The 20,611-nt window shown below is 34.5% G+C and carries 21 protein-coding genes and 1 pseudogene; 5 read left to right on the forward strand and 17 right to left on the reverse strand.

The features are described 5' to 3' along the window. Nucleotides 1–194: 194 nt before the first annotated feature. Complete coding sequence (locus ACFVQC_RS21835; protein WP_002147981.1) at nucleotides 195–524, forward strand: YkvA family protein; 330 nt, start codon at nucleotides 195–197, stop codon at nucleotides 522–524. Between the two features lie 378 nt (nucleotides 525–902). Here ACFVQC_RS21835 and ACFVQC_RS21840 read toward each other — a convergent pair whose 3' ends face one another. From ACFVQC_RS21840 to ACFVQC_RS21885, 10 genes and pseudogenes are all read right to left on the reverse strand, one after another. Next, nucleotides 903–2,138 carry an MFS transporter gene (locus ACFVQC_RS21840; RefSeq protein ID WP_377899261.1) on the reverse strand — a complete coding sequence of 412 codons (1,236 nt, stop codon included), beginning with the start codon at nucleotides 2,136–2,138 and terminating at the stop codon, nucleotides 903–905. A 151-nt stretch (nucleotides 2,139–2,289) separates the two neighbouring features. Beyond that, entirely contained in the window at nucleotides 2,290–2,760 is a 471-nt protein-coding gene (locus ACFVQC_RS21845; protein WP_377899263.1) for a MarR family transcriptional regulator, read from the reverse strand. A 259-nt stretch (nucleotides 2,761–3,019) separates the two neighbouring features. Continuing rightward, complete coding sequence (tdcB, locus tag ACFVQC_RS21850; RefSeq protein WP_377899264.1) at nucleotides 3,020–4,021, reverse strand: bifunctional threonine ammonia-lyase/L-serine ammonia-lyase TdcB; 1,002 nt, start codon at nucleotides 4,019–4,021, stop codon at nucleotides 3,020–3,022. A gap of 105 nt (nucleotides 4,022–4,126) precedes the next feature. Then, nucleotides 4,127–5,708 (reverse strand): annotated as a pseudogene (locus ACFVQC_RS21855) (aminotransferase class V-fold PLP-dependent enzyme). 90 nt (nucleotides 5,709–5,798) lie between these two features. After that, a complete protein-coding gene (gene plsY, locus ACFVQC_RS21860; protein ID WP_377899265.1) occupies nucleotides 5,799–6,347 on the reverse strand; it encodes a glycerol-3-phosphate 1-O-acyltransferase PlsY in 549 nt (182 codons plus the stop codon). A gap of 129 nt (nucleotides 6,348–6,476) precedes the next feature. Then, on the reverse strand, nucleotides 6,477–7,385 hold the full coding sequence (locus ACFVQC_RS21865; RefSeq protein ID WP_377899266.1) for a BadF/BadG/BcrA/BcrD ATPase family protein: 909 nt from the start codon (nucleotides 7,383–7,385) through the stop codon (nucleotides 6,477–6,479). A gap of 9 nt (nucleotides 7,386–7,394) precedes the next feature. Then, a complete protein-coding gene (anmK, locus tag ACFVQC_RS21870; protein ID WP_377890909.1) occupies nucleotides 7,395–8,555 on the reverse strand; it encodes an anhydro-N-acetylmuramic acid kinase AnmK in 1,161 nt (386 codons plus the stop codon). 21 nt (nucleotides 8,556–8,576) lie between these two features. Next, nucleotides 8,577–8,843 carry a hypothetical protein gene (locus ACFVQC_RS21875; protein ID WP_377890911.1) on the reverse strand — a complete coding sequence of 89 codons (267 nt, stop codon included), beginning with the start codon at nucleotides 8,841–8,843 and terminating at the stop codon, nucleotides 8,577–8,579. 79 nt (nucleotides 8,844–8,922) lie between these two features. Then, the gene (locus tag ACFVQC_RS21880) at nucleotides 8,923–10,206 is read right to left on the reverse strand and encodes a PTS sugar transporter subunit IIC (RefSeq protein ID WP_219918409.1); all 1,284 of its coding nucleotides are present in this window, start codon (nucleotides 10,204–10,206) and stop codon (nucleotides 8,923–8,925) included. A gap of 11 nt (nucleotides 10,207–10,217) precedes the next feature. After that, entirely contained in the window at nucleotides 10,218–10,523 is a 306-nt protein-coding gene (locus tag ACFVQC_RS21885) for a PTS sugar transporter subunit IIB (RefSeq protein ID WP_219918408.1), read from the reverse strand. A gap of 227 nt (nucleotides 10,524–10,750) precedes the next feature. Between ACFVQC_RS21885 and ACFVQC_RS21890 the strand changes: the two genes are divergently transcribed. Next, nucleotides 10,751–12,310, forward strand: a complete 1,560-nt coding sequence (locus tag ACFVQC_RS21890; protein ID WP_377899267.1) for a glycoside hydrolase family 10-like protein — start codon at nucleotides 10,751–10,753, stop codon at nucleotides 12,308–12,310. 193 nt (nucleotides 12,311–12,503) lie between these two features. Here ACFVQC_RS21890 and ACFVQC_RS21895 read toward each other — a convergent pair whose 3' ends face one another. The 3 genes from ACFVQC_RS21895 to ACFVQC_RS21905 all read right to left on the reverse strand — a co-directional run bounded on the left by ACFVQC_RS21895 (nucleotide 12,504) and on the right by ACFVQC_RS21905 (nucleotide 15,415). After that, a complete protein-coding gene (locus ACFVQC_RS21895; protein ID WP_377890916.1) occupies nucleotides 12,504–13,337 on the reverse strand; it encodes a DUF3974 domain-containing protein in 834 nt (277 codons plus the stop codon). Between the two features lie 24 nt (nucleotides 13,338–13,361). Continuing rightward, on the reverse strand, nucleotides 13,362–14,474 hold the full coding sequence (locus tag ACFVQC_RS21900) for a toxic anion resistance protein (protein ID WP_002109928.1): 1,113 nt from the start codon (nucleotides 14,472–14,474) through the stop codon (nucleotides 13,362–13,364). A 347-nt stretch (nucleotides 14,475–14,821) separates the two neighbouring features. Continuing rightward, on the reverse strand, nucleotides 14,822–15,415 hold the full coding sequence (locus tag ACFVQC_RS21905) for an O-methyltransferase (RefSeq protein WP_377899327.1): 594 nt from the start codon (nucleotides 15,413–15,415) through the stop codon (nucleotides 14,822–14,824). A 303-nt stretch (nucleotides 15,416–15,718) separates the two neighbouring features. Between ACFVQC_RS21905 and ACFVQC_RS21910 the strand changes: the two genes are divergently transcribed. Continuing rightward, a complete protein-coding gene (locus ACFVQC_RS21910) occupies nucleotides 15,719–15,877 on the forward strand; it encodes a hypothetical protein (RefSeq protein ID WP_002085567.1) in 159 nt (52 codons plus the stop codon). 124 nt (nucleotides 15,878–16,001) lie between these two features. Here ACFVQC_RS21910 and ACFVQC_RS21915 read toward each other — a convergent pair whose 3' ends face one another. From ACFVQC_RS21915 to ACFVQC_RS21925, 3 genes are all read right to left on the reverse strand, one after another. Next, nucleotides 16,002–16,871 carry a sigma-70 family RNA polymerase sigma factor gene (locus ACFVQC_RS21915; protein ID WP_377899268.1) on the reverse strand — a complete coding sequence of 290 codons (870 nt, stop codon included), beginning with the start codon at nucleotides 16,869–16,871 and terminating at the stop codon, nucleotides 16,002–16,004. After that, complete coding sequence (locus ACFVQC_RS21920) at nucleotides 16,849–18,159, reverse strand: phytoene desaturase family protein (protein WP_377899270.1); 1,311 nt, start codon at nucleotides 18,157–18,159, stop codon at nucleotides 16,849–16,851. Before ACFVQC_RS21920 ends, ACFVQC_RS21915 begins: the two co-directional genes overlap by 23 nt. Before the next feature lie 94 nt (nucleotides 18,160–18,253). Then, on the reverse strand, nucleotides 18,254–18,562 hold the full coding sequence (locus ACFVQC_RS21925; protein WP_002147994.1) for a luciferase domain-containing protein: 309 nt from the start codon (nucleotides 18,560–18,562) through the stop codon (nucleotides 18,254–18,256). 384 nt (nucleotides 18,563–18,946) lie between these two features. On the opposite strand from ACFVQC_RS21925, the gene ACFVQC_RS21930 reads away from it, so the two are divergent. Together ACFVQC_RS21930 and ACFVQC_RS21935 are read left to right on the forward strand one after the other, a co-directional pair. After that, on the forward strand, nucleotides 18,947–19,579 hold the full coding sequence (locus ACFVQC_RS21930) for a cupin domain-containing protein (protein ID WP_377899271.1): 633 nt from the start codon (nucleotides 18,947–18,949) through the stop codon (nucleotides 19,577–19,579). Between the two features lie 152 nt (nucleotides 19,580–19,731). Then, a complete protein-coding gene (locus tag ACFVQC_RS21935) occupies nucleotides 19,732–19,899 on the forward strand; it encodes a hypothetical protein (protein WP_377899272.1) in 168 nt (55 codons plus the stop codon). Nucleotides 19,900–19,990: 91 nt separating this feature from the next. Here the strand turns inward: ACFVQC_RS21935 and ACFVQC_RS21940 are convergent. After that, a partial coding sequence (locus tag ACFVQC_RS21940) for an exosporium glycoprotein BclB-related protein (RefSeq protein ID WP_377899273.1) occupies nucleotides 19,991–20,611 on the reverse strand: 621 nt, incomplete at its 5' end.

Raw genomic sequence — 20,611 nt, forward strand, 5'->3', positions numbered from 1 at the left:
TATACATGCCATGTAACAAAACAATGTGAGTCGTTTCATATCACCTTCGCTTAACAAACATTATTTTATTTTAAACAGGTATTCGCTTATACTTATCGAAATGTATAATAGGAAAAAATGATGAAATTGATTATTCTTTCTCTTCTTTGTCTATCCTTTTAAAAAATCCATATTTTTGTAAAAGGAGTGTTTATATGGAGAAACAGACGCTTTGGAAAAAGTTCAAAAAAAGCTCAGCAAACCTCGGTAAATCCAGCGTATATGAAAGTATTATTTTATACTACACTTTGAAAAAAAAAGGATTACCTGCTAAAGCTAAACTCGTTATACTAGCCGCTTTATCCTATTACGTATTGGCAATCGATTTCATTCCAGATATAGCTGCGATAATCGGGATTGGCTTATTAGATGACGTTTTAGCAATTGCTTTGGCTCATAAATTTGTCATGCAACATGCAGATGCTGAAATTAGAGAAAAGGGAAAAGTAAAGATGGAATCATTATTTGCTTCAACACAGACATGATTTAAAGTAGTCAGTCATTTACCTACCTTTTCTAACTTCAAATAAAGCGAAACTTTAATTAGTGGGAGTTTTGTCCATCCCCACTGAATATTATCCTTCATCAATTGGGCTTTTACGGGATAAATCCTTTAAAAAAGCAAAAGAACTTCTCTTAACTATCAAACTGTAAACAAATAGGGTGTCAGAACTTGTTCCTAAGTTCTGACACCCTATTTGTTCTTAAATCCATCTGTTATGCAGTTGATTCCGGAAAGATTCCAGCGGCGGGGTCCCTTTATGAAGAAGGACAATGAAAGTTTATCACACACAATGTGAAAAACTGTATGCTATATTTTCTCTTACCCCCTTTATAATCAAAAATGAAATAAAGCAGGTAGTTTACATAGTTACATGCGTACCCTTATACAAAACTGCAATTGCCGCTGCTATAAGGATTATACCCATAAAAGCGGGTGCGGCATGACCAAGTGATACATATATTTGCCCTCCAATAATAGGACCAATCATTCTTGCTAAAGCCTGAATAGATTGGCTTCCACCTTGAATCCTTCCTTGTTCACTAGAATCGACAGACTTTGAGAGCATACCATTGAATGAAGGCCCGAAGATTGAATCACCAAAACCAAACATTAACATTCCAACGATAAGAAGTGGATAGAATGAAAACAAAGCTGCTGCTGCAATAAAACTGTAACCAATAATCTCCGAAACCATCCCAAGAATTGCTATTTGTTTATCACTAAGCTTTATCAAAAGCTTTGGCATTATAAAACCTTGTGAAATGATGTCTTGAAAGCCCATAATTGAAAACATAAGTCCGATTAATGCAGGCTTCCAACTGAAAGTATCCATTGTAAATTGTGTGAAAATTGCTTGTAAAGATCCGTTAGGTATCCAAAGTAAGAACGCTGAGACAAGTAACCATTTAAAGTTTTTCATGGAAAGTACGTTTGAAAGCTGTGTAAAAGGATTCAACCTTACAAAGGTAATCTCTTTCAACCTATTATTTTTGTCAAGGCTCTCAGGCATATATATGAGCCCATAAACAACATTTAATAAAGTTATGATCGCTCCAAAATACATGGGTACAGAATCACCAAACTTGGCAAGTAATCCCCCCAGAGTTGGGCCAATGATGGTTCCTACACCTACAACTGCACTCACCCATCCAAAATATTTCGTTCTCTGTTCTGGAGGAATGATGTCTGCAAAATATGCGAAAATAGTACTTATGCTCCCGCCTGTTATACCTTCTATTATGCGTCCAACAAATAGTACCCATAAAGCTCCTCCTATACCAAAAACTAAGTACCCGATTGCAGAACCGAAAAGGCATACTAAAAGTAATGGACGACGGCCATATTTATCGCTCAAAGCTCCGAGTACGGGAGCAGCTAAAAATACACAGGCTGCATAAACAGATGTCAGTAGCGTAACAACTAGAGCCTGTTCTTCCGGATTGCTTGTATATGGCTGCACTAAGAATGGTACTACAGGCATTATGATACTGAAGCCTATTCCACAAAGAAAAACAGAAATAAGGCCAAATATTAAAGCATGTTTATCTATGTTTTTTTCAGTGTTCCTTTCATTTCGTGATCTAAATATAGACATTTAAATTCTCCCCTCAAAAGATTTTGTTGACTAATCAACAAAATAATAACTCCGTTTTGTTGATTAGTCAACAAAAAAACAATAATAAAAAGGCTGCCTTTTCTCAGTAAAGTAAGGCTGCCCATGGTTTCATTTTCATTATTTAAATTTATTACGACTTAATATGTATACCTTGTTTCTTTATTTCTGCATCCAAATGCCTACTATATTTTTCCACGAAGCTAATTATACTATCGAATTCTTCCTCAGTTACTTGCTCAAATACGGCTTTATCCCGCTCTTGAAACTCTTTGTGCAAGTCTTCATGGATTTTATAAATTTCTTTCCCTTGTTCGGTAAGCCTAAAATAAATTTCTTTCTTATTTTCCGACTTTTGGTAGCTTTCAATAATACCTTTTTTTATGAGCTTCTTAGTCATTCTACTTATAGCACCGCGAGTCACATAAAAAGCCTCTGCAAGTTGTGTCACGTTAGAATCTACATTGTTTTCAATATATTCAATGCAGTGGACTTCCGAAGACTTAAAACCCTTAAGACCTTCTTCCATCTTATCTTTATTAAGCCAAACCATCTTATTATATAATTCCCTTAAACCGTTAATGACCTGTTCTTCTTTATTCATGACCTACCCTCCTAACCGCTCATTAGCACATTAAAACTATTATATTAAATTTCTGCTTACGTTTCGACAATATTGAAATAATTATTTTAATATTTGAGGTATACGTGAAAATAGGTGATTAAATACTAAGTAAATAAAATAATTCACTAGACGGAAAATAACACAAGTGTATTGCCACTCACACTATACAGTAGACAAAACGTAAGAGCTAAGATAATTTCTCTTAGCCCCTCTTTCATAACAATATTTTTTAAAAATACTATTTCACTTCATTAGCTACAAAAAAGTGCTCACATACACTCGATATGCGCTGCAAGTCCACATTTCCACCAGATATAACTGCTACTACTTTTTTTCCTTTTATATAGTTATCAACTTTTCCTGCGAGAAGTGCAGCAGTAGCTAGTGCACCCGCACCTTCTACAACAGCCTTTCCACGTTGTAATAAATCTTTCATCGCTACTTCCAGCTCTTTTTCTGATACTGTTACAATATCATCTACTAATTCTTTTACAACTTCAAACGTTAAATTCCCTGGTATTTTAACTGCACAACCATCTGCTATAGTAGGTGCCTCATAATGTTCTACGATTGTCCCTTTATCATAAGATGCCTTCATCCCATGAACATTGTCTGCTTGAACTCCAATTATATTGATTGATGGATTAAAAGATTTTAATGCAACAGCAATACCAGAAATAATTCCGCCCCCACCAATAGGTATAATGACAGTATCGACATCCCACATATCATCAAGAATATCTAATCCAATTGTACCTTGACCGGCCATTACCTCTACATCATCATATGGATGCAAGTATGTTTCACCTGTATTTTTTATAATTTCCTCACATTTTGCCTTTGCATCATCGAAGGTTTCACCAAATAAAATAACTTCTGATCCATATCCTCTAGTTGCTTCAACTTTCGCCTGAGGTGCAGTAATTGGCATAACAATTTTACTCTTAATACCAAGTAAATGAGCCGATAAAGCAACTCCTTGTGCATGATTTCCTGCGGAACACGCAATTACTCCTCTCTCTTTTTCTTGCTCTGTCAGCTGCGACATTTTATTAAATGCACCACGGAATTTAAAAGAACCCGTCAATTGCATATTTTCTAATTTCAAATGAATTTCTCCACCCGTTTTACTAGTCAAATAAAAAGATTTAACTAATGGTGTTTTTCGAGCATTTCTATCCAAAATACTTTGAGCTTTTTTAATGTCAGTTATATTTAGTGGTAGATTTCTAGTTATCATACTAACACCCTTTCTCATTGGTCATAATCTAATCCTAATCTCTTTCCTAAGTTTTCGTCAGTAAGAACCCCTTTATTCGCAATACTCTATGTTAAGAATAATTCTTTATATCTGTATCTCTTTCTTTAATGCCAACATTTGCAAACAGTTTAACATCCCCTTCATATCACGTTCTTTATAGTCATTTAAGCATGCGATTTGGATCCAATTATTCTTTTGTAAATATGCTGATTCATAATGAACAATATATCCTTGTAATGCTAATGCATCGCCTACTACTTTAGAACACTGCCCTTCGTTTAATTGAATCGTAAGAACAATTTGAGCGGCATGTTCTTTAGGTAAAACAAGTTTTAAACCCATAGTAGTAATAGCTTGTTCAATATAAGCATACGTCTCTTTTATTTTTACAAATGCCGTTTCATCTTCAAATCTCTTCAATGCTTCTTGCAATGAATAAATTAAATTCCATGAATGGGAGTATGGAATACTATCATTCATTTCATACATACCAATGTCCATATATGCAGGTATTGATTCGTTTACTTTTACAACGTGATTATGAAAAACGAAAGATAATCCTGTATATGATTTAATCGCTTTTCCGCTAACACCACTTGCAAAATATACACTCTTCAAATCTATTGGTATTGCTCCAATTGAGCTTATACAATCTACACATATTTTCATTTGATATTTTTTACAAAGAGCATTTAGCTCGTCTAAATTATTTAACATTCCAGTTGATGTTTCATGATGAACAAACCAAAGCCATTCATAATTCCCAGTTGCCATTATTATTTCTAATTCGGTATAAATAAATGACTCTCCCATTTCTTTTTTATATGTATCAAAACTTAAATATGCCCGTTTTGCCTGCTCAATTAATCTATTACCAAACTCCATTCGTTAAAACTAGTCCTTTACCTTTTAAAGAACGTAACTGTAAAGCAATTGCATCATTCGCTAACGTGCCAGTTCCTAACATAAGTTGCACACGTTTTGCTTTCGTTAATTGAAGTAATCGTTTTTTTACATTTTTCATCGTCACTTGAAATGATTTAGAACGATGGGAAATAGGCTTAGCAGAAAATGCCTTTTGAACATTCTCTTCGATGTCCACTGGACCAGGTAAAAATGTAAATTCTTTCGTCATAATACCTCCAGCACTCGATTTTTCGAACATAGCAGGTGTTACATACATTGGCTGAAAAGCTGCTTCTTCTGTTCCAACTAATGTATGGAAAGGTTTGAACCCCATTTGCTCATATAAAGGAAGTTCACGTGTTGTGGCTGAAATGAGTGCCAATTTATAGCCATTTAGAAGCAAATAACGATGTAAAAAGCGAATTAAGCCTAACAAAGCCCTTCCATTTCGATATTCACGTTCTACTGAAAGTAAACGAATTTCATATACATTTTCACCATGTTCTTGTAAATAAAAATCTATGTTTGAGATTTTATAATCTAATGAGGATGGTCGTTTTCCCCGTGCGGCGACCATACCGACTAATTTCTCACCGTCTAAACAAATTAAATATGTATTTTCTGCATGAAATTGATCTATACGAAAACGTTCTTTCGTTTCTTCATGTTGCGGAATCTCTTCTACAAATGTTTTATAGTTCAATTTATGTATACTTTCAAATTCACAAGCTTGATTAGCAACTTTATAAATTAACCCCATGTCCTATCCCCTTTCTCTCTCTACTTATCGCTCGTTATTTGATTCATAGAAATTATAAGTGGAGATTCCCCCACTTATAAAAGGTTCACTTTATTCTCGATTTACATATAGAATAAGTACAATAATAAGTGCACTTAAAATAGTCGTACCAATAGAGTAAGAATAAAAAATCATGCAAAGTGGCAAACAAGCGATTGTAATTAACCCTGGCTTCGTAAATCCTTTAAATATTAAATAAAAGATAATGAAAATACCAATAAGAGTAAGCGCTATCAAATAATCAAATGCAATTAATCCTCCAATAAATGTTGAAATGCCTTTTCCGCCCTTACCTTTAAATAAAATTGGATAAATATGTCCTATTATTACGGCCAATAATGTAATCATTACGAATGTGGGACCTTCAAAAAGGTATTTTGCAATAAAAACTATGATTGCGCCTTTAATTGCATCACCTAAAAATGTAGCGACGAAATACCCTTTTCCATATACTCGCCCCATATTTCTTGCGCCAGGATTTCCACTTCCTTCATCACGAATATCAACATCATGTCTCCATTTCGTTAATAAATAAGCGGTTAATATATTTCCAAATAAATAAGAAGCTATTACATACAAAAACTGCATACTATTAATCATGTAATCATTCACTTTCTACATGGGAATACTTATACAATATTCAATTACTATGCATATTGTACTTTTCTGACTCTACATCCCTTTATACATTTTAACATCATAATTTTACAAATCATACAAAAATTCTCATCATGCTATTTGCACTTTGAAATATTTATCCTTCATTAAATAATATGTTCCTTTCGCTGCCATTTCTGATTGTGATACAAATATAACTTCTCCCATACTTTCCACACTGCATTTCTTAAATTCAGCATATATTTCAGGTACTGAACACAATATACTACCACTAACTGAAATTGAAGTTGACAACTCAAATTGCGTCTTATTATAAACATTTACCGTAATTCTCGCTAATTCCTTACCAGCTTGCATCATAATTTCATGTGCATCATCATTCCCATTTCTCGCTTCCTGAATAATTAATGGTGCGATTGCTGCAACCTTATCTTTTGAAGAAGTATATACTAAACTTTTTATATGAGATGGCGTCAAAAGCTGAAACTGATTTTGAATGTTTAAGCTTAATGGACAAAGTCGAACTCCTTGATCGAATTGTAATGCCATTTTCTTTAAAGCTTGTAATGCAATCCAATATCCGCTTCCCTCATCCCCTAAAATATGTCCCCATCCCCCGCTATACTCGTACTCTTCGCCTTTCTTACCTATACAAATTGCACCTGTTCCACCTATAGTTAATATTCCGTCCTTACCTTTTAAAGCAGCTGCATGTGCAATTATTGCGTCATTAAAAACTTCAATTTGTGTTCCATATTTCTTTTTTAATCGTAATGTTAATTCATTTATATTTGCTCCACTTATACCCGCTAATCCTAGGCAAATACAAACGCATTGTCCATTTACTACACTTTTCTGGCATTGATCAATCACCTCCATAATGTGCGAAAGTGCTTTTTCATAATCTATTAATATATTTCCAAATCCACCCGTACCTCTTGCAAGCTCGTTTCCGTCTCGATCAAAAGCAATTGACTCAGTCTTCGTTCCCCCACCGTCTACTCCAATCATATACCTCATTTATTCGCCTCATTTTCCTCTTCTTATTGGAGGGAATGTTATATTCCCTAAAACCACAGATTCCTTAGCACCTGTTGCACTCGGCACATTGCTCGGATTACGATGGTACGTTTCGTTTGCTAAGATTGCAAATGCGATTGCTTCTTTCGCTGCTGAAGAATAGCCTAAATCTTCTTGGAGAAATATTTCGCATTTTTCTTCTCTTAATCCATTACGTATCATTTCAACAAGTGTATTATTATAACTTCCACCACCACCTAAAATTACCTCATCGATTTCATAATACGGCAAAATAAACTCCTTATAATGATGAACAATTGTACTTGCCGTAAACATCGTGACAGTCGCTAATATATTTTCTTTGCTATAGTCTTCAAATCGCTTCAATAATTCACTCACAAACACTTCTCCAAATTGTTCTCTACCTGTTGATTTTGGTGGTTTCATGTTCAAAAATGGATGGTTCATACAGTATGTCAATATTTCATCTACAACTGCTCCCTGTTTTGCGATTGCACCATTTTGATCATATGGTAACTGAAATAACCTTTGACATACTTCATCGATTACCATATTCCCTGGACCAGTATCAAAGGCAATAACACGCTTATCACTTAGTTTATTTGGAATCACTGTAACATTACCAATCCCACCAATATTTTGCAGTAGTCTATTTTTAGTTTGATGCCGATACAAAACGACCTCTGAATATGGTACAAGCGGTGCACCTTGTCCCCCTGCTGCCATATCCATCGTTCTAAAGTTAGAGATAACTGTCGTGTTCGTTTCATATGCTATAACTGCTGGTTCCCCAATTTGCAATGTTGAAGAAATAATATTACCTTCTGGTGCTGGTTGATGATAAATCGTTTGTCCGTGAGAACCAATTAAATCCATTTGTTTTAACGGAAAATTAGCCTCTATACAAACTTCCTTAACAGCATTTGCAAAACATAAACCAAGCTTAAAGTTCAAACTGCATATTAGTTGGACATTAGACGCATCAATTGCTAAAGCCTGTTGTATCTCATTTTTTATATCACTGCAAAATGGAACGGTAGTAAAATGTATAAGTTCAACCTTAGAATCTACACCACTTCCTTCTATATGAACGAGTGCTACATCTATTCCATCTAACGATGTACCGGACATTATCCCTGCAATATACATAACATGCATGCCCCCTATTCACTAAAACACAATTATGTAAGTAAACAATGTACAACCTACAGAAAACAATATAAATCTAATAAACAACTGGACTTTCGATACAAATATGCCATCAATGAAAGAAACAACGATCGTAAGCAAAACACTTGCCACAATACTTGTAACGAGCCATATACTATGCATTTGTGATAGATTTAGCATTCTTAATAAGGGTACAAAAATTAAGTTCGCACAAATCACCCCAAATAATAGTAAAAATACACCTTTATAACTAAATTTTATATACATACCTTTTCACCTTCTCTCAATTCTATATGAAAGAAGTGATAGACAAATTGTCTATCACTAATAATTTACTGAACGTGCGTTATGCATTCACAGATTCTTCATCACCATTATTCTCAATTTCAAGCATGTTTTTGTCATACATTTTAAAGAATGGAAGATAAATAAGAAATGATATTGTTATGTTTATAAATACGAGTACAATCGCTCGCCAATCTCCACCTGTAGCTAAATAAGCGCCAATTGGAGCAGGCAATGTCCACGGAGGCATTATATGTGTCGGTGTAACAAATCCCATCGCAGTTGCTGAGTATGCAACAGTTGCTGTTACTAGTGGGGTAATGATAAATGGGATAATTAAAATGGGATTTAGTACAATCGGCAAACCGAATATAACTGGTTCATTAATATTAAAAATCCCAGGAACGATACAAGTTCTTGATAACGCTTTCGAATATTTTGATCGACCAAATACAATCATAGCTAATATAAGCCCTAACGTCGCACCAGAACCACCAATCCATATAAACCATTGATATAATGGTTCTGGTGCAATGAATGGCAACTGATCAGCACCGCTAGCAACTGCTTCACCATTTTTTCCTAAGTATACTTCCCATAATGGACGGGCAACAGTGCCAACAACCGACACACCATGTATACCGAACGACCAAAAAAATGTAATTAAAAAAACTGGAATGATTACACCGAAGTAACTATCCCCAGCTTTTACTAACGGTGCCGCTAATTTATCAACAACATGATGTAAATCAATACTTAAAACGACAGTAACTAGACTCATAATAATAATAACGAAAGCTGCAGGTATAAGTGCTTCAAAAGAACGTGATACAGACGGCGGTACTTGTTCTGGCATCTTAATCATTACATTTCTCTTCTTACAAAACCTTAAGATCTCTACAGATAAAATAGATACAATCATCGTAACAAATAATCCATGTCCTCCGAGATTTGTCATCGGAAGCATAAATCCTTTTTTATCAATTAATTCAGGCGTTAATGTTAAAAGTAGTGAACATACCGCAAGTTGCGCTCCTGATAAAGCATCTAACTTATAACTTTTCGCTAAATTATATCCAATTCCAAATGCTATATATAAAGACATAATAAACATCGTTAAACGATATGGTATTAATATACTTGTTTGATTCTTTAATGCCCAAACTGATATGAAACTATCTTTCGGTAATGGTGGAAATGCTACTATTAAAAAGAAACTTCCAACGATAATAAATGGTAACGCCGAAATTACCCCATCACGAATTGCTTGTAAATGTCTCTGTTCAGAAAGCCTTGCCATCGGTCCAGATAAGTTTTTATCAAGAAACGTGACAAACTTATTCATAACGCTTCCCCCTAACTGATTAATTCATTTACAGTTTTTAATAAAGTCGGTCCACCAAGCGGCGTGTATGCTTGTGGCGGAATAATACCGCACGGAACGGATTCCTGTTCTGCAAATTTTTTTACAGAGTCAAATCGGTGTCTTACTTGAGGTGCAACCATTACAACATCCCAACCATTCTTGACTTCTTCCTCAACCTCATTCGTTCCAATTGCATGCACTTGCATGTTCACACCTTTTTTCTCTGCTTCTTTTTTTAAAGCGTTTACAACAATTGCGCTGGACATTCCTCCAGAACAAACGAATAAAACTTTCATTTATTAATCCTCCTATACTTATAATTTATTCCCTTTCAAATGAAAGGAAGTTTCACTTTACTAACAAGCATATGAAGAAATAAAACGATTTAGTTATACTGAAAGTAAATTTCAGTAAAAATATTTTCTCTATTAAATTATTGTTTCAATATAAATTTTTCTCAATTGCAAGGCCAACCTCACATCGTATATTATTTTAAATAATCGTATGATAGGGAGGCGTATAAATGATCATGAAACGTTTATTAATGATATGTTGTATCGTCATCTTGTTTATTCCTTTCTCTTTCATTTTCCCTCACTCTACTTATGCCGAAGTAACTACTACGTACAAAAAACATGAATTACGTGCTGTGTGGATAGCATCTGTCCTTAATATTGATTGGCCCTCAAAAACTGGGTTACCTATTGAAAATCAGAAACAAGAATTTATAAGATTATTAGACGATGCAAAAAACACTGGGATGAATGCCGTTGTTGTACAAATTAAACCAACTGCTGATGCTTTTTATCCTTCAAAATACGGTCCTTGGTCTGAATACATTACGGGTACACAAGGAAAAGACCCTGGTTATGACCCACTCGCATTTATGATTGAAGAAGCTCATAAAAGAAATATAGAGTTCCACGCATGGATTAATCCCTACCGAATATCAATGAATCACACTGATATAAATCGATTATCAGAAAATCACCCTGCAAGACAACATCCCAATTGGGTTGTACCTTATGGCGGAAAGTTATATTATAATCCTGGTATTCCAGAAGTGAAAAAGTTTATAACAGAAGGTGCTTTAGAAATCGTTCAAAATTATGACATTGATGCCCTTCATATGGACGATTATTTTTATCCGTATAAAGTAGTTGGTGAAGTGTTTCCCGATCAAAAAACGTACGAAACTTATAATAACGGTAGATTTACAAATATAGAAGATTGGCGACGTGACAATGTAAATGAACTTGTAAAAGGGTTAAATGCTGCTATTAAACAAGAAAAATCATACGTGAAGTTTGGCATTAGTCCATTTGGCGTATGGCGAAATATAGCTGACGATCCAACTGGTTCTAATACAACCGCAGGTCAAAGAAACTACGATGACCTGTATGCTGACACACGTGAGTGGATACAAAATGGATATATTGACTACATTACACCGCAAATATATTGGAATATCGGTTTCACACCTGCTGCGTATGACATATTAGTAGATTGGTGGGTGAAAGAAACAAATAACAAACCGATTCACCTATACATCGGTCAGGCGACCTATAAAATTAATAACAATTCTGTTCCTGCTTGGTCTGATTCTGAAGAATATCCAAGGCAAATTGCATTAAACCGTCAATATCCTCAATTAAAAGGAAGCATGCATTTCAGCTTAAAAGATATAAATAACAACCCACTTGGAATTAAAGATAGACTTTCGAATGACATATATAAACATCCTGCATTAATACCATCTATGCCTTGGCTTGATCATGACCCACCAAAACAACCTACTTTAAAAGGTGCCATTCCAAGAGATGAAGGTATTGCTATAGGTATAATTGACAATAGAGATAATGACTCTGCTTATTACGCCATTTACCGTGTGAATGGAAAAAATGAAGTAGATATACAAAATCCAAAAAATTTACTTACTACTGTAAGAAAAACAACATTCGGAGAAATTTATGTAGATAAAACGGCTATTTCTGGAGAAACGTATACGTATGTGGTAACTGCAGTTGATCGATTGCATAATGAAAGCGTTGTTTCTAGTAAGACTACTATAAAAGCAAAATAGTTATACAACAAAAAACTACCTATTCTTTTATGAATAGGTAGTTTTCATATTATTACTAATATTAAACTACATAATTTCTTTTAATTAAGCTCTACTAATTCTGTAATTTCTGATTGCGGTATAATTTCTATCAAAAATAAAAAGAGCCCCCCCGAAAAAGCTGCATTTACCAGCTTTTCCAAGGAAATCTCTCCTACTTATTTTTAAACTTTTCAGTCGCTGCTCTCATCTTCACATTCAAATCGTGATCAATGGAGTCACGAATATCACGCTCTACTACTTCCATTTCTTTTTGGAAATTTTGCAAGTATATTTTTAGTTCTTCTTCTTTTTCAGGACGTTGTGATGGTGGTAATTGTACCACTAATGATAGCATCGCTGTTAAATCTTTCATTAAGAACGTTTCAAGTTTATGTTGTTGTTCAAACATGCGTTGTTCTTGATAGTACGGAAGTGCATTTAATACTGAAATTGTAATGTCATCAACCGTTCTTTGTAGTGAAGGATTAATCGAGCGTTTATATGCTTGAATTGTATTTAATGCATCTGGATATCGATCATAGAAATACAATTTATAAAACGATAAATCTGTCGGTTTAACAGTTTGCTGTGATTCTTGTCTCAAGAAATCTTTCACTTTCATTGTTGCAATATCAATATCTTCATTCGTAAGCTTTTTCGTTGTTTTTGCCATCACATGCACTTTTTTCTGCTTTTCTTTCGGTAACATTGAGAAAACTTGCTCTCTCGTACGTTGACCCGATGAACAGAAAAGGGTATTTAATGTATTTTGTTCTTTTTTCCCTTCTGTACGAACCCAACGATAAAAGAGTGGGTGCTGCGTAAATTCTTGTAAAAACGGTGTTGATTTGTTTGATAATTTCTCAATTGAATCTTGTGCTCTCTTATATGGTTTCGTCCATGAAAAATAAAGTTTACGTCCGAAGTATACAACTAAAACAACGACAGTAAATGCGATTAAAAGTAATGATCCTAATAGTAATAATACTCCTTGAATGAAACTCATTTTTTCACCTCCTCAAATGATCTGTTATTTCCTTGGACGCTGAATGAGTTTCTGCTTCATCTCATCATTAAATGTATCTAGTTCAATTACAAATTTCTTACTAGACTCAATAATACGTTCTGACGATTTCTCAGATGCTTCAATAGCGGCAAATACATTTTGGAATGATTCACGTAATTTATCCATGCTAATTGCAGGATTTTCAAGGAGTTTTGTTGTTTCTTCTGTATTTTGTTTTAATGCTTGTGAATTGCTTAATACCATTGATTCAATCGCTTCATTTGTCGCATTAACTGCATCAATTGTTTTACGTTGATTTGTTAATGCGAGCTGAATTGCAGCTGAAACCGTTACAACGTTTTGTGTCATCGTAATTGCATTGCGAATTGCTTCTGCTAGCTTTTCATTATTTTTCTTAATGATGTCTACAGACGCGATAGATTGTAATAATACACTTTTTGCTTGCTGCATATTACGTGTACGTACAAGTATCTTTTCTAATGCATCATTTATTAACGGAATATCCCTTTGACGTTCCGGGTTTTGTTTCTCGGCTTCAAGCATGCCAGCAAGTTTTCTTCCTAGGTATACTTGTTTATCAAGAGCGTGAATTTTATCATGTGATTGCTCTTTTAACATTTCAAGACCAACCGTATCCTCTTGCAAGTTATCACGGCCAATTAGAAGTGATCTTATAATTTCCTCGATTTGCTTATCTATAGATTGATATTTATGCACGTAATTTTCAAGTGGGTTTTTCTTGAACACTTTAAACATAAGTTTTTTCATACCAGTTGCCTTTAATGAATTCGGATCAAGTTCTGATACCACTTTCCGTAATTCTAACAATGTATTTGGAATTTCTTCATTCTTCCCATTCATCATCGCTGTTACAGGACGTTTTAATGCCGATAGCGTTTGTCCCGCCGCTTGCTGCTCTTTATCCCCTAAGTCTCCAAGCTGGGACAATACTTTTGATAAATCTGTATTTTGCTCGCTATTTAACTTTTGTACATAAAGATCTGCTTCTTTATTCAATTCTTCAAGTTCTGCATCTTTTATTACTGTATCAACTACTACTTCTACATTATTATCTTTCACAATCGATACAGGTTCTTTTTTCTCGAGTTCAGTCAACAAAATCGCTCCTTTATTTATATGTGCGAATTTATGTGCACTTTATTCCATCTAATATATCGTATTTCATATACATTTTGCTTGTTTGAAATCGATTTTTCAAGAAATACCTGCTTATGCAGTCATTCCCTGTTTCTTAGTATAAGTATACATGTTCTCAACATTATTTTCCTCAGACTTAAGACCTAGAGAGCAACATACTGAAGACGGATTCTTCACAGATTCCCTTACTTATCACCACTGAATATTAATTTGAAGTTCCATTTAGTTACCTTCTTAAATTCATACAATGCTCTATCTTTTGACATATGCTATCTTTCAATGTGATAATTATATTAGGCCCAATTCTAATTATTCTTCCGCGCAACAAATGCTCCCTTTTGAAAAGCTAATAACACTGTTTCAAACGTAGCATCTTCTTCAATCATCTTTATAAATTCTGCTAATTCCTCCGCATGAGAAGTTGCATTATCAATTACAAGAAAACCTTTTGGCTCTAAAATACGTTTTATATGTTCCCACCACCACATGTATTGTGAGCGCTCTGAATCTAAGAAAATAAAATCAAATGAGCGATCTACTTGCGAATCTAAAAATGCCCCAGCCTCTTGATTATGAATATCGATTCGCTGTGTAAGATTTACCTTCCCAAAATTTTCAAGTGCCTCTCCAACCCGTTCTGAAGATAGTTCTACTGTTGTAACATTTCCATTTGTTTCTTCTGCCGCACTTGCTAACCACAATGTAGAATAGCCATTTGAGGTTCCAATTTCTAAAAGGTTTTTGGCATTACAACCTTTTACTAACAATGATAAAAACTGTCCCATTTCACGAGATATATTTCTTAATTTTTCTTCCCGCTTTTCTTTATATCGATCGTGCTCTTCCCCATATTGTTCAAGTTGCAATAATAATGAATCTAAAGTATTCATTTTTCCCATCGCCTTTCCAAGCAATATGATGAAAAAGCTCATGATGTCCGTCTACTTTTCATTATATGCGAAATGTGAACCTTTTTCCTGTTATATGACAAAGAATTAAATTCTTTATAGCATATTGTTTCGTTTTTTGGTAAAGTTAATTTCTACGTGTAATTATTTCATTACATTATTTTACAATGGAATTGCAATTATAAAATAATCTATACCCCATTTAAATGAATCGGTATTTCTAATTCAAACAAGCGCCCTTTTCGGACGCATTTTCTTTTGTTTATATATTTCTGTGAGAAAGGATGCTTACACATGAACGTGATTAATTTAGATGCTGCTAGAAGACGTAAACAGCATAAAAAACTAATGATAACTATACCGATTATTAAACGCATTTATGAAGAAGACGGGGAAATTAAATTCGAGGTAGCTGGCGAAAAAGATGTACCTCTTGAAATGTTAGAAAAATAAAATAAAACTTCGTTCGCCCAACTAACCTCTATACTCTCACTTAGTTTTGAGGATGAAATCTTACTTTTCGCAAATAACGAGATAAATGAATAAAGACGTACTTCTTCTGAAGTACGTCTTTATATTATATACTTTTATTTAAATGCATAAGTTTTTCTGGATTAACCATCATATAAATGTTTGAAATTCCCCCCTCATGAAATGCAAATGAAAGCACATAAGTCACTTTATTATTTATTGTAACAATAACCCCTGGTGCACCATTTACCATTTTGAAATCAACGGCGTACTCTGCTGGTAACCTTTTTACGATTCCAAAGAACAAGCGTATTATTCTATCTGCAGAATAAATCGGATTAATAGCGGTAGTAACTTTCCCGCCACCATCTGCTTTGAATACTACATCTGTTTTTAATACTTCTAACATGCCTTGCGCATCCCCACATTGTAATGATGATACAAATTTTTCAACATAAGCAGCCATTTTCTTCGTGCTTAATTTTGATTGATTTGGTTTATCCAAAATACTTTTTCGTGCACGCTGAAATATCTTCCGGCAATTCACACTACTCTTACCAACTATTGATGCTATTTCTTCGTAATCATAACTAAAAACTTCTCTTAATATGAAAACAATCCTTTCTACCTCAGACAGTTGTTGTAAAAGTAATAAATATGCCGTAGAAAGAGATTCTTTCATTACGTATGACTCTGATGCCTCATCACTCTCTTCCACAAATGGCTCAGGTAACCACATTCCGACATATACGTTCCGCTTATGTGCCGCAGAACGCAATTTATCAATTGAACGATTACTTACCATTTTACATAAATATGCTTTTATATTTTCAACAGACTGAACATCTTCTAAATTATTTAATGAGATAAATACGTCATGGACTATATCTTCAGCATCCATAACACTCCCAAGTATTCGATATGCTAAAGAAAACAATAGAGGTTTATGTGTTTCATACAATTGCTCCGTTTCCATGATGAATAGCCTCACTTTCTAATTGCTTTATAATGTGTAACGCTGCACGTTTTCCGCTTGCCACCGCAGCATCAGCTAATAATTCATCATGTCCAGTCCAATCTCCTGCAACGTATACACCTGGCATTTCAGGTATATTAGGACCCGGATTTTCAACTCGGCCAATATGAGAAAAATCATGTACTACTGTTATTTTCGGTAAATATTGCTGTGCAACAACTTCTCTTTTCCAATTTGGATGTAACAGCTCCATCGTACTTTCTAACTGTACTTTATCTTCATGAATATGATTCATCTCTAGCGCAGGATTATGGTACTTAATTAGACTCACTGCAATGGATCCATCTTCACTTAATTTAGCTGCTCTTGATTGATTCGTGAAAAATATAGGTTGATCTAACCCTAATGCAAATTGATGTGTAGGATTGGGTAATCGTCTCAAACCAATATCTAATGCAGCAACAGTAACCGGTACCGATTGTTCACTCCATCTATGCAAACTTGTTCCTTCTGCCCCTTTTATTATTTTACAAGCCTCTTTCGGTGGAGTCGTCACGATAACTGTACCTACTTCAAATACCTCACCGTCAAAACAACGTATTCTTTGCTTATCTTCGTAATGCTCTATTTCCAAAACATGCTTTTTAGCCAAAAATTGCACACCAACATTATTCGCTATATCTCTTAATTTTGTTATTATCGTCTCCCAGCCACTCTCTACATAAAAAACTCCTTCTTTCATAGAAAGCTGAATTTGCTTTAGTACTGATGATGCTAATTGCATTGTAGGAGCATACGTATACGTAGTTGTTCGACATAACGCATAAAACATATTTCGTACCATGGGATTCTGTATTTCTTTTTCTGCCCATGTAGTTAGGCTCATTTTTGGAACTTCTCCTACATCTAAATTCCCTAAACCAATCATAAGACGTGAGAATTGTACTTTTGCAGACCACGAAAGTAGTGGTGTTGATAAAATAGAGCGAAAATCTGTTGGGATGGTGAATATATCCCCTTTCCATATTCCATGTGCTTTTGTAGATGGTATTCCACCCGGAAGATTCATACCGAGCTCATTAAAAGTTAAAAATGCTGCTCCTCCTCTATATAAGGCATGTGCACCAAGATTCATGCAGATCCCATTTTTATTTATAGTCATCCCTCGACCACCAAATCGACTAGACTTTTCTAATACAATCACTTTCTTTCCAGCTTTCGCTAAATATATAGATGCTATTAACCCAGAAAGCCCACCGCCAACAATGACTACGTCAAATTTATTCATAACAAAATCCCTCCTTATCGTTCTACATACAAGACGAACGATGAAGGAAGGATGTGACATGAGAATATATTTTTATGTTATCTACTTTATTTAATTATTTTTTTGTAATCCGATCATATTGCATACGAAATAACTCAATAGCAAACGGAATATCCTCTTCACTCTTTATATAATAACTAACCCATCCTGATTCAGGTAATACATGGTGTGGTTGAACTAATCCTTGATTAACTAATTCATCCCGATTTAGCTTTGGAAATGGTAAATCAGCTAACTTATCACCATGAAGATGACCTAGTTCTTTCTTACCATAATTTATTTCAATGCCTCCAAATCGATGCGATTTTTCAGAAACACCTGTCCAGCTGAGCACTTCTTTTCTAATCATTTCACTAAATGACATAGTCATTCGCTCCTTTACGATTGGTGTAACTATAAATTACTATTCCTCTCCATATATTTCATCAATCGAAAGTATGAAAGGCTATACGAATATAGTTTAATGATAGATTATTAATTAACCTTAATTTCATATGTACGAAATACTTCTCCAGTTAAAAGTACGCAAAGTTTTTACACTAACATCGATTCTAACTACTTAGCCTGTTTTTTTCAGTTCTTAAATTTCAATCTTACAGTGGCATTCAAAATCCGTCGCTCAACTTCACGAATTTTGGTAATCTTGAGAGGGCAGATCTAATATTAGCCTAGAATTGCACATTACAAAAACTAGACTCATATCCTAATTTCGTACAATGACATACAAATAGAAAGGCAAGTAATACAATTGACTTCAAATATTGACTACACTTCGCCCTCAACCAATTTCACCCATGATTTAAATAAAAGTAATTTTTTTAAGAAAGATTCCAAAAATTATATAAACGTACTTGGCATTAAACAATTAAACACATTAGAAAACACTTCTTTATTAGATATATATTTAAGTACAGGTAATGTTGTAGAACCACATATCCATCAAAATGCAGCTGAACTCGTTTACTGTATTTCAGGATCCGCTGTCGTTTCTTTACTTAATCCGTTTACGAATCAAATTTTAAACTTACCTATAAAACCAGGGCAAGTCGCTAATATCCCACAAGCTTGGTGGCATTATGAAATCGCCACAACAGATAACACACATTTATTAGCCATTTTTAATGCCCCAACACCAGAAGTTATTTTTGGATCTGATATTTTAAGATTAACTCCTGCCAATATGATGGCCCATACTTATTGTCTTGATGAACAACAATGGAAACAAGTCATATCTCCAATTCAATCCACTACAGTAATTGGACCACCAACAAATTGTAATCAAAACCGAGGAATGATAAACCAATCAACTCAAGCCCCTTCTCAACAACAAAATCTATATTACCAAGACTCATACTATTTCCCTCCTTATTGGGGGTATTAAATTCATTCATTACTAGTAAAAAAAATTATTCATCTCCTTGGAAAATACCTTGGAGATTTTTTATTTATATACCAATTACGTATTCTCTTTCGTAACAATTAATAGAGTACATACATATAATATTTATATATTTCATTGGAGGTGATAGCACTATGAGTAATTATAATTATCGAAAAAACTACTCTAATAATAAAAATAGTAGTTCATCAGCATCCTCTCAATCTTCTAATTCTCAATCTTCCAATTCCCAATCACAAAGAGATTTAGCCCAACAAGGTTATGTAAAGAAAAAAGGATGTAACTGTAATAAAAATAAATAAGATCTTTTTTAGCTATATAAAAAGGAATACTCTTAAAAAGAGTATTCCTTTTTTCAATGCTCAAAATTTAAGACGCGATGCTTAGAATAAATTATACGAATGTTATCCCTGCACTTGCGAATCCTGTAATAGCAGTAGCTATATCGAAACCAGGTGTAGTTGATGAAACAACAAGTAATATCTTATCTTGTGGAGCGACCGGAATTACTTGTGCGCTAATACCACTCGAAGTAGCACCGATAGCAATAAGACCACTAAATCCTGGTGTTAATAGTAACGGTGTACCTACTGGAGTGAAAGTATTACTTGCTGCTGGTGCGCTGTACAACTGCATTTGTATTTGTATGCTTCCTAATGCTAAAGCAACCGCTACCGTTACACTAAAGAATCCTGCTAACGAAGTAATTGTACCTGCGCGAGGAGCTACAAATGCGAAATCAAATACTGGAGGTACAGGACCTATAGTAATTGAGCCACCAGATACAATTACAGGGAAGAATGAACTTCCAAATCCAACAAGTGCCCCTGTGTTTGCCAACCCACCTAAAACAGTTGTTAATCCTACTGGTGTACCTGATGCAAACGGAATAACCGCTCCGCCTCCTGTTGCTCCTGTTGGACCTGTTGGGCCTGTTGGACCTGTTGGGCCTGTTGGACCTGTTGCTCCTGTTGGACCTGTTGGACCTGTTGGACCTGTTGCTCCCGTTGGGCC

The organism is Bacillus sp. NPDC057893, assembly GCF_042796455.1.
GTDB lineage: Bacteria > Bacillota > Bacilli > Bacillales > Bacillaceae_G > Bacillus_A.

What these genes read in the sequence shown, in the direction of transcription:
- ACFVQC_RS21835 (WP_002147981.1), top strand. Translation starts at nt 195, where the DNA reads ATGGAGAAACAGACGCTTTGGAAAAAGTTCAAAAAAAGCTCAGCAAAC.
- ACFVQC_RS21840 (WP_377899261.1), bottom strand. Translation starts at nt 2,138, where the DNA reads ATGTCTATATTTAGATCACGAAATGAAAGGAACACTGAAAAAAACATA.
- ACFVQC_RS21845 (WP_377899263.1), bottom strand. Translation starts at nt 2,760, where the DNA reads ATGAATAAAGAAGAACAGGTCATTAACGGTTTAAGGGAATTATATAAT.
- tdcB (WP_377899264.1), bottom strand. Translation starts at nt 4,021, where the DNA reads ATGATAACTAGAAATCTACCACTAAATATAACTGACATTAAAAAAGCT.
- plsY (WP_377899265.1), bottom strand. Translation starts at nt 6,347, where the DNA reads ATGATTAATAGTATGCAGTTTTTGTATGTAATAGCTTCTTATTTATTT.
- ACFVQC_RS21865 (WP_377899266.1), bottom strand. Translation starts at nt 7,385, where the DNA reads ATGAGGTATATGATTGGAGTAGACGGTGGGGGAACGAAGACTGAGTCA.
- anmK (WP_377890909.1), bottom strand. Translation starts at nt 8,555, where the DNA reads ATGTATATTGCAGGGATAATGTCCGGTACATCGTTAGATGGAATAGAT.
- ACFVQC_RS21875 (WP_377890911.1), bottom strand. Translation starts at nt 8,843, where the DNA reads ATGTATATAAAATTTAGTTATAAAGGTGTATTTTTACTATTATTTGGG.
- ACFVQC_RS21880 (WP_219918409.1), bottom strand. Translation starts at nt 10,206, where the DNA reads ATGAATAAGTTTGTCACGTTTCTTGATAAAAACTTATCTGGACCGATG.
- ACFVQC_RS21885 (WP_219918408.1), bottom strand. Translation starts at nt 10,523, where the DNA reads ATGAAAGTTTTATTCGTTTGTTCTGGAGGAATGTCCAGCGCAATTGTT.
- ACFVQC_RS21890 (WP_377899267.1), top strand. Translation starts at nt 10,751, where the DNA reads ATGATCATGAAACGTTTATTAATGATATGTTGTATCGTCATCTTGTTT.
- ACFVQC_RS21895 (WP_377890916.1), bottom strand. Translation starts at nt 13,337, where the DNA reads ATGAGTTTCATTCAAGGAGTATTATTACTATTAGGATCATTACTTTTA.
- ACFVQC_RS21905 (WP_377899327.1), bottom strand. Translation starts at nt 15,415, where the DNA reads ATGGGAAAAATGAATACTTTAGATTCATTATTATTGCAACTTGAACAA.
- ACFVQC_RS21910 (WP_002085567.1), top strand. Translation starts at nt 15,719, where the DNA reads ATGAACGTGATTAATTTAGATGCTGCTAGAAGACGTAAACAGCATAAA.
- ACFVQC_RS21915 (WP_377899268.1), bottom strand. Translation starts at nt 16,871, where the DNA reads ATGGAAACGGAGCAATTGTATGAAACACATAAACCTCTATTGTTTTCT.
- ACFVQC_RS21920 (WP_377899270.1), bottom strand. Translation starts at nt 18,159, where the DNA reads ATGAATAAATTTGACGTAGTCATTGTTGGCGGTGGGCTTTCTGGGTTA.
- ACFVQC_RS21925 (WP_002147994.1), bottom strand. Translation starts at nt 18,562, where the DNA reads ATGTCATTTAGTGAAATGATTAGAAAAGAAGTGCTCAGCTGGACAGGT.
- ACFVQC_RS21935 (WP_377899272.1), top strand. Translation starts at nt 19,732, where the DNA reads ATGAGTAATTATAATTATCGAAAAAACTACTCTAATAATAAAAATAGT.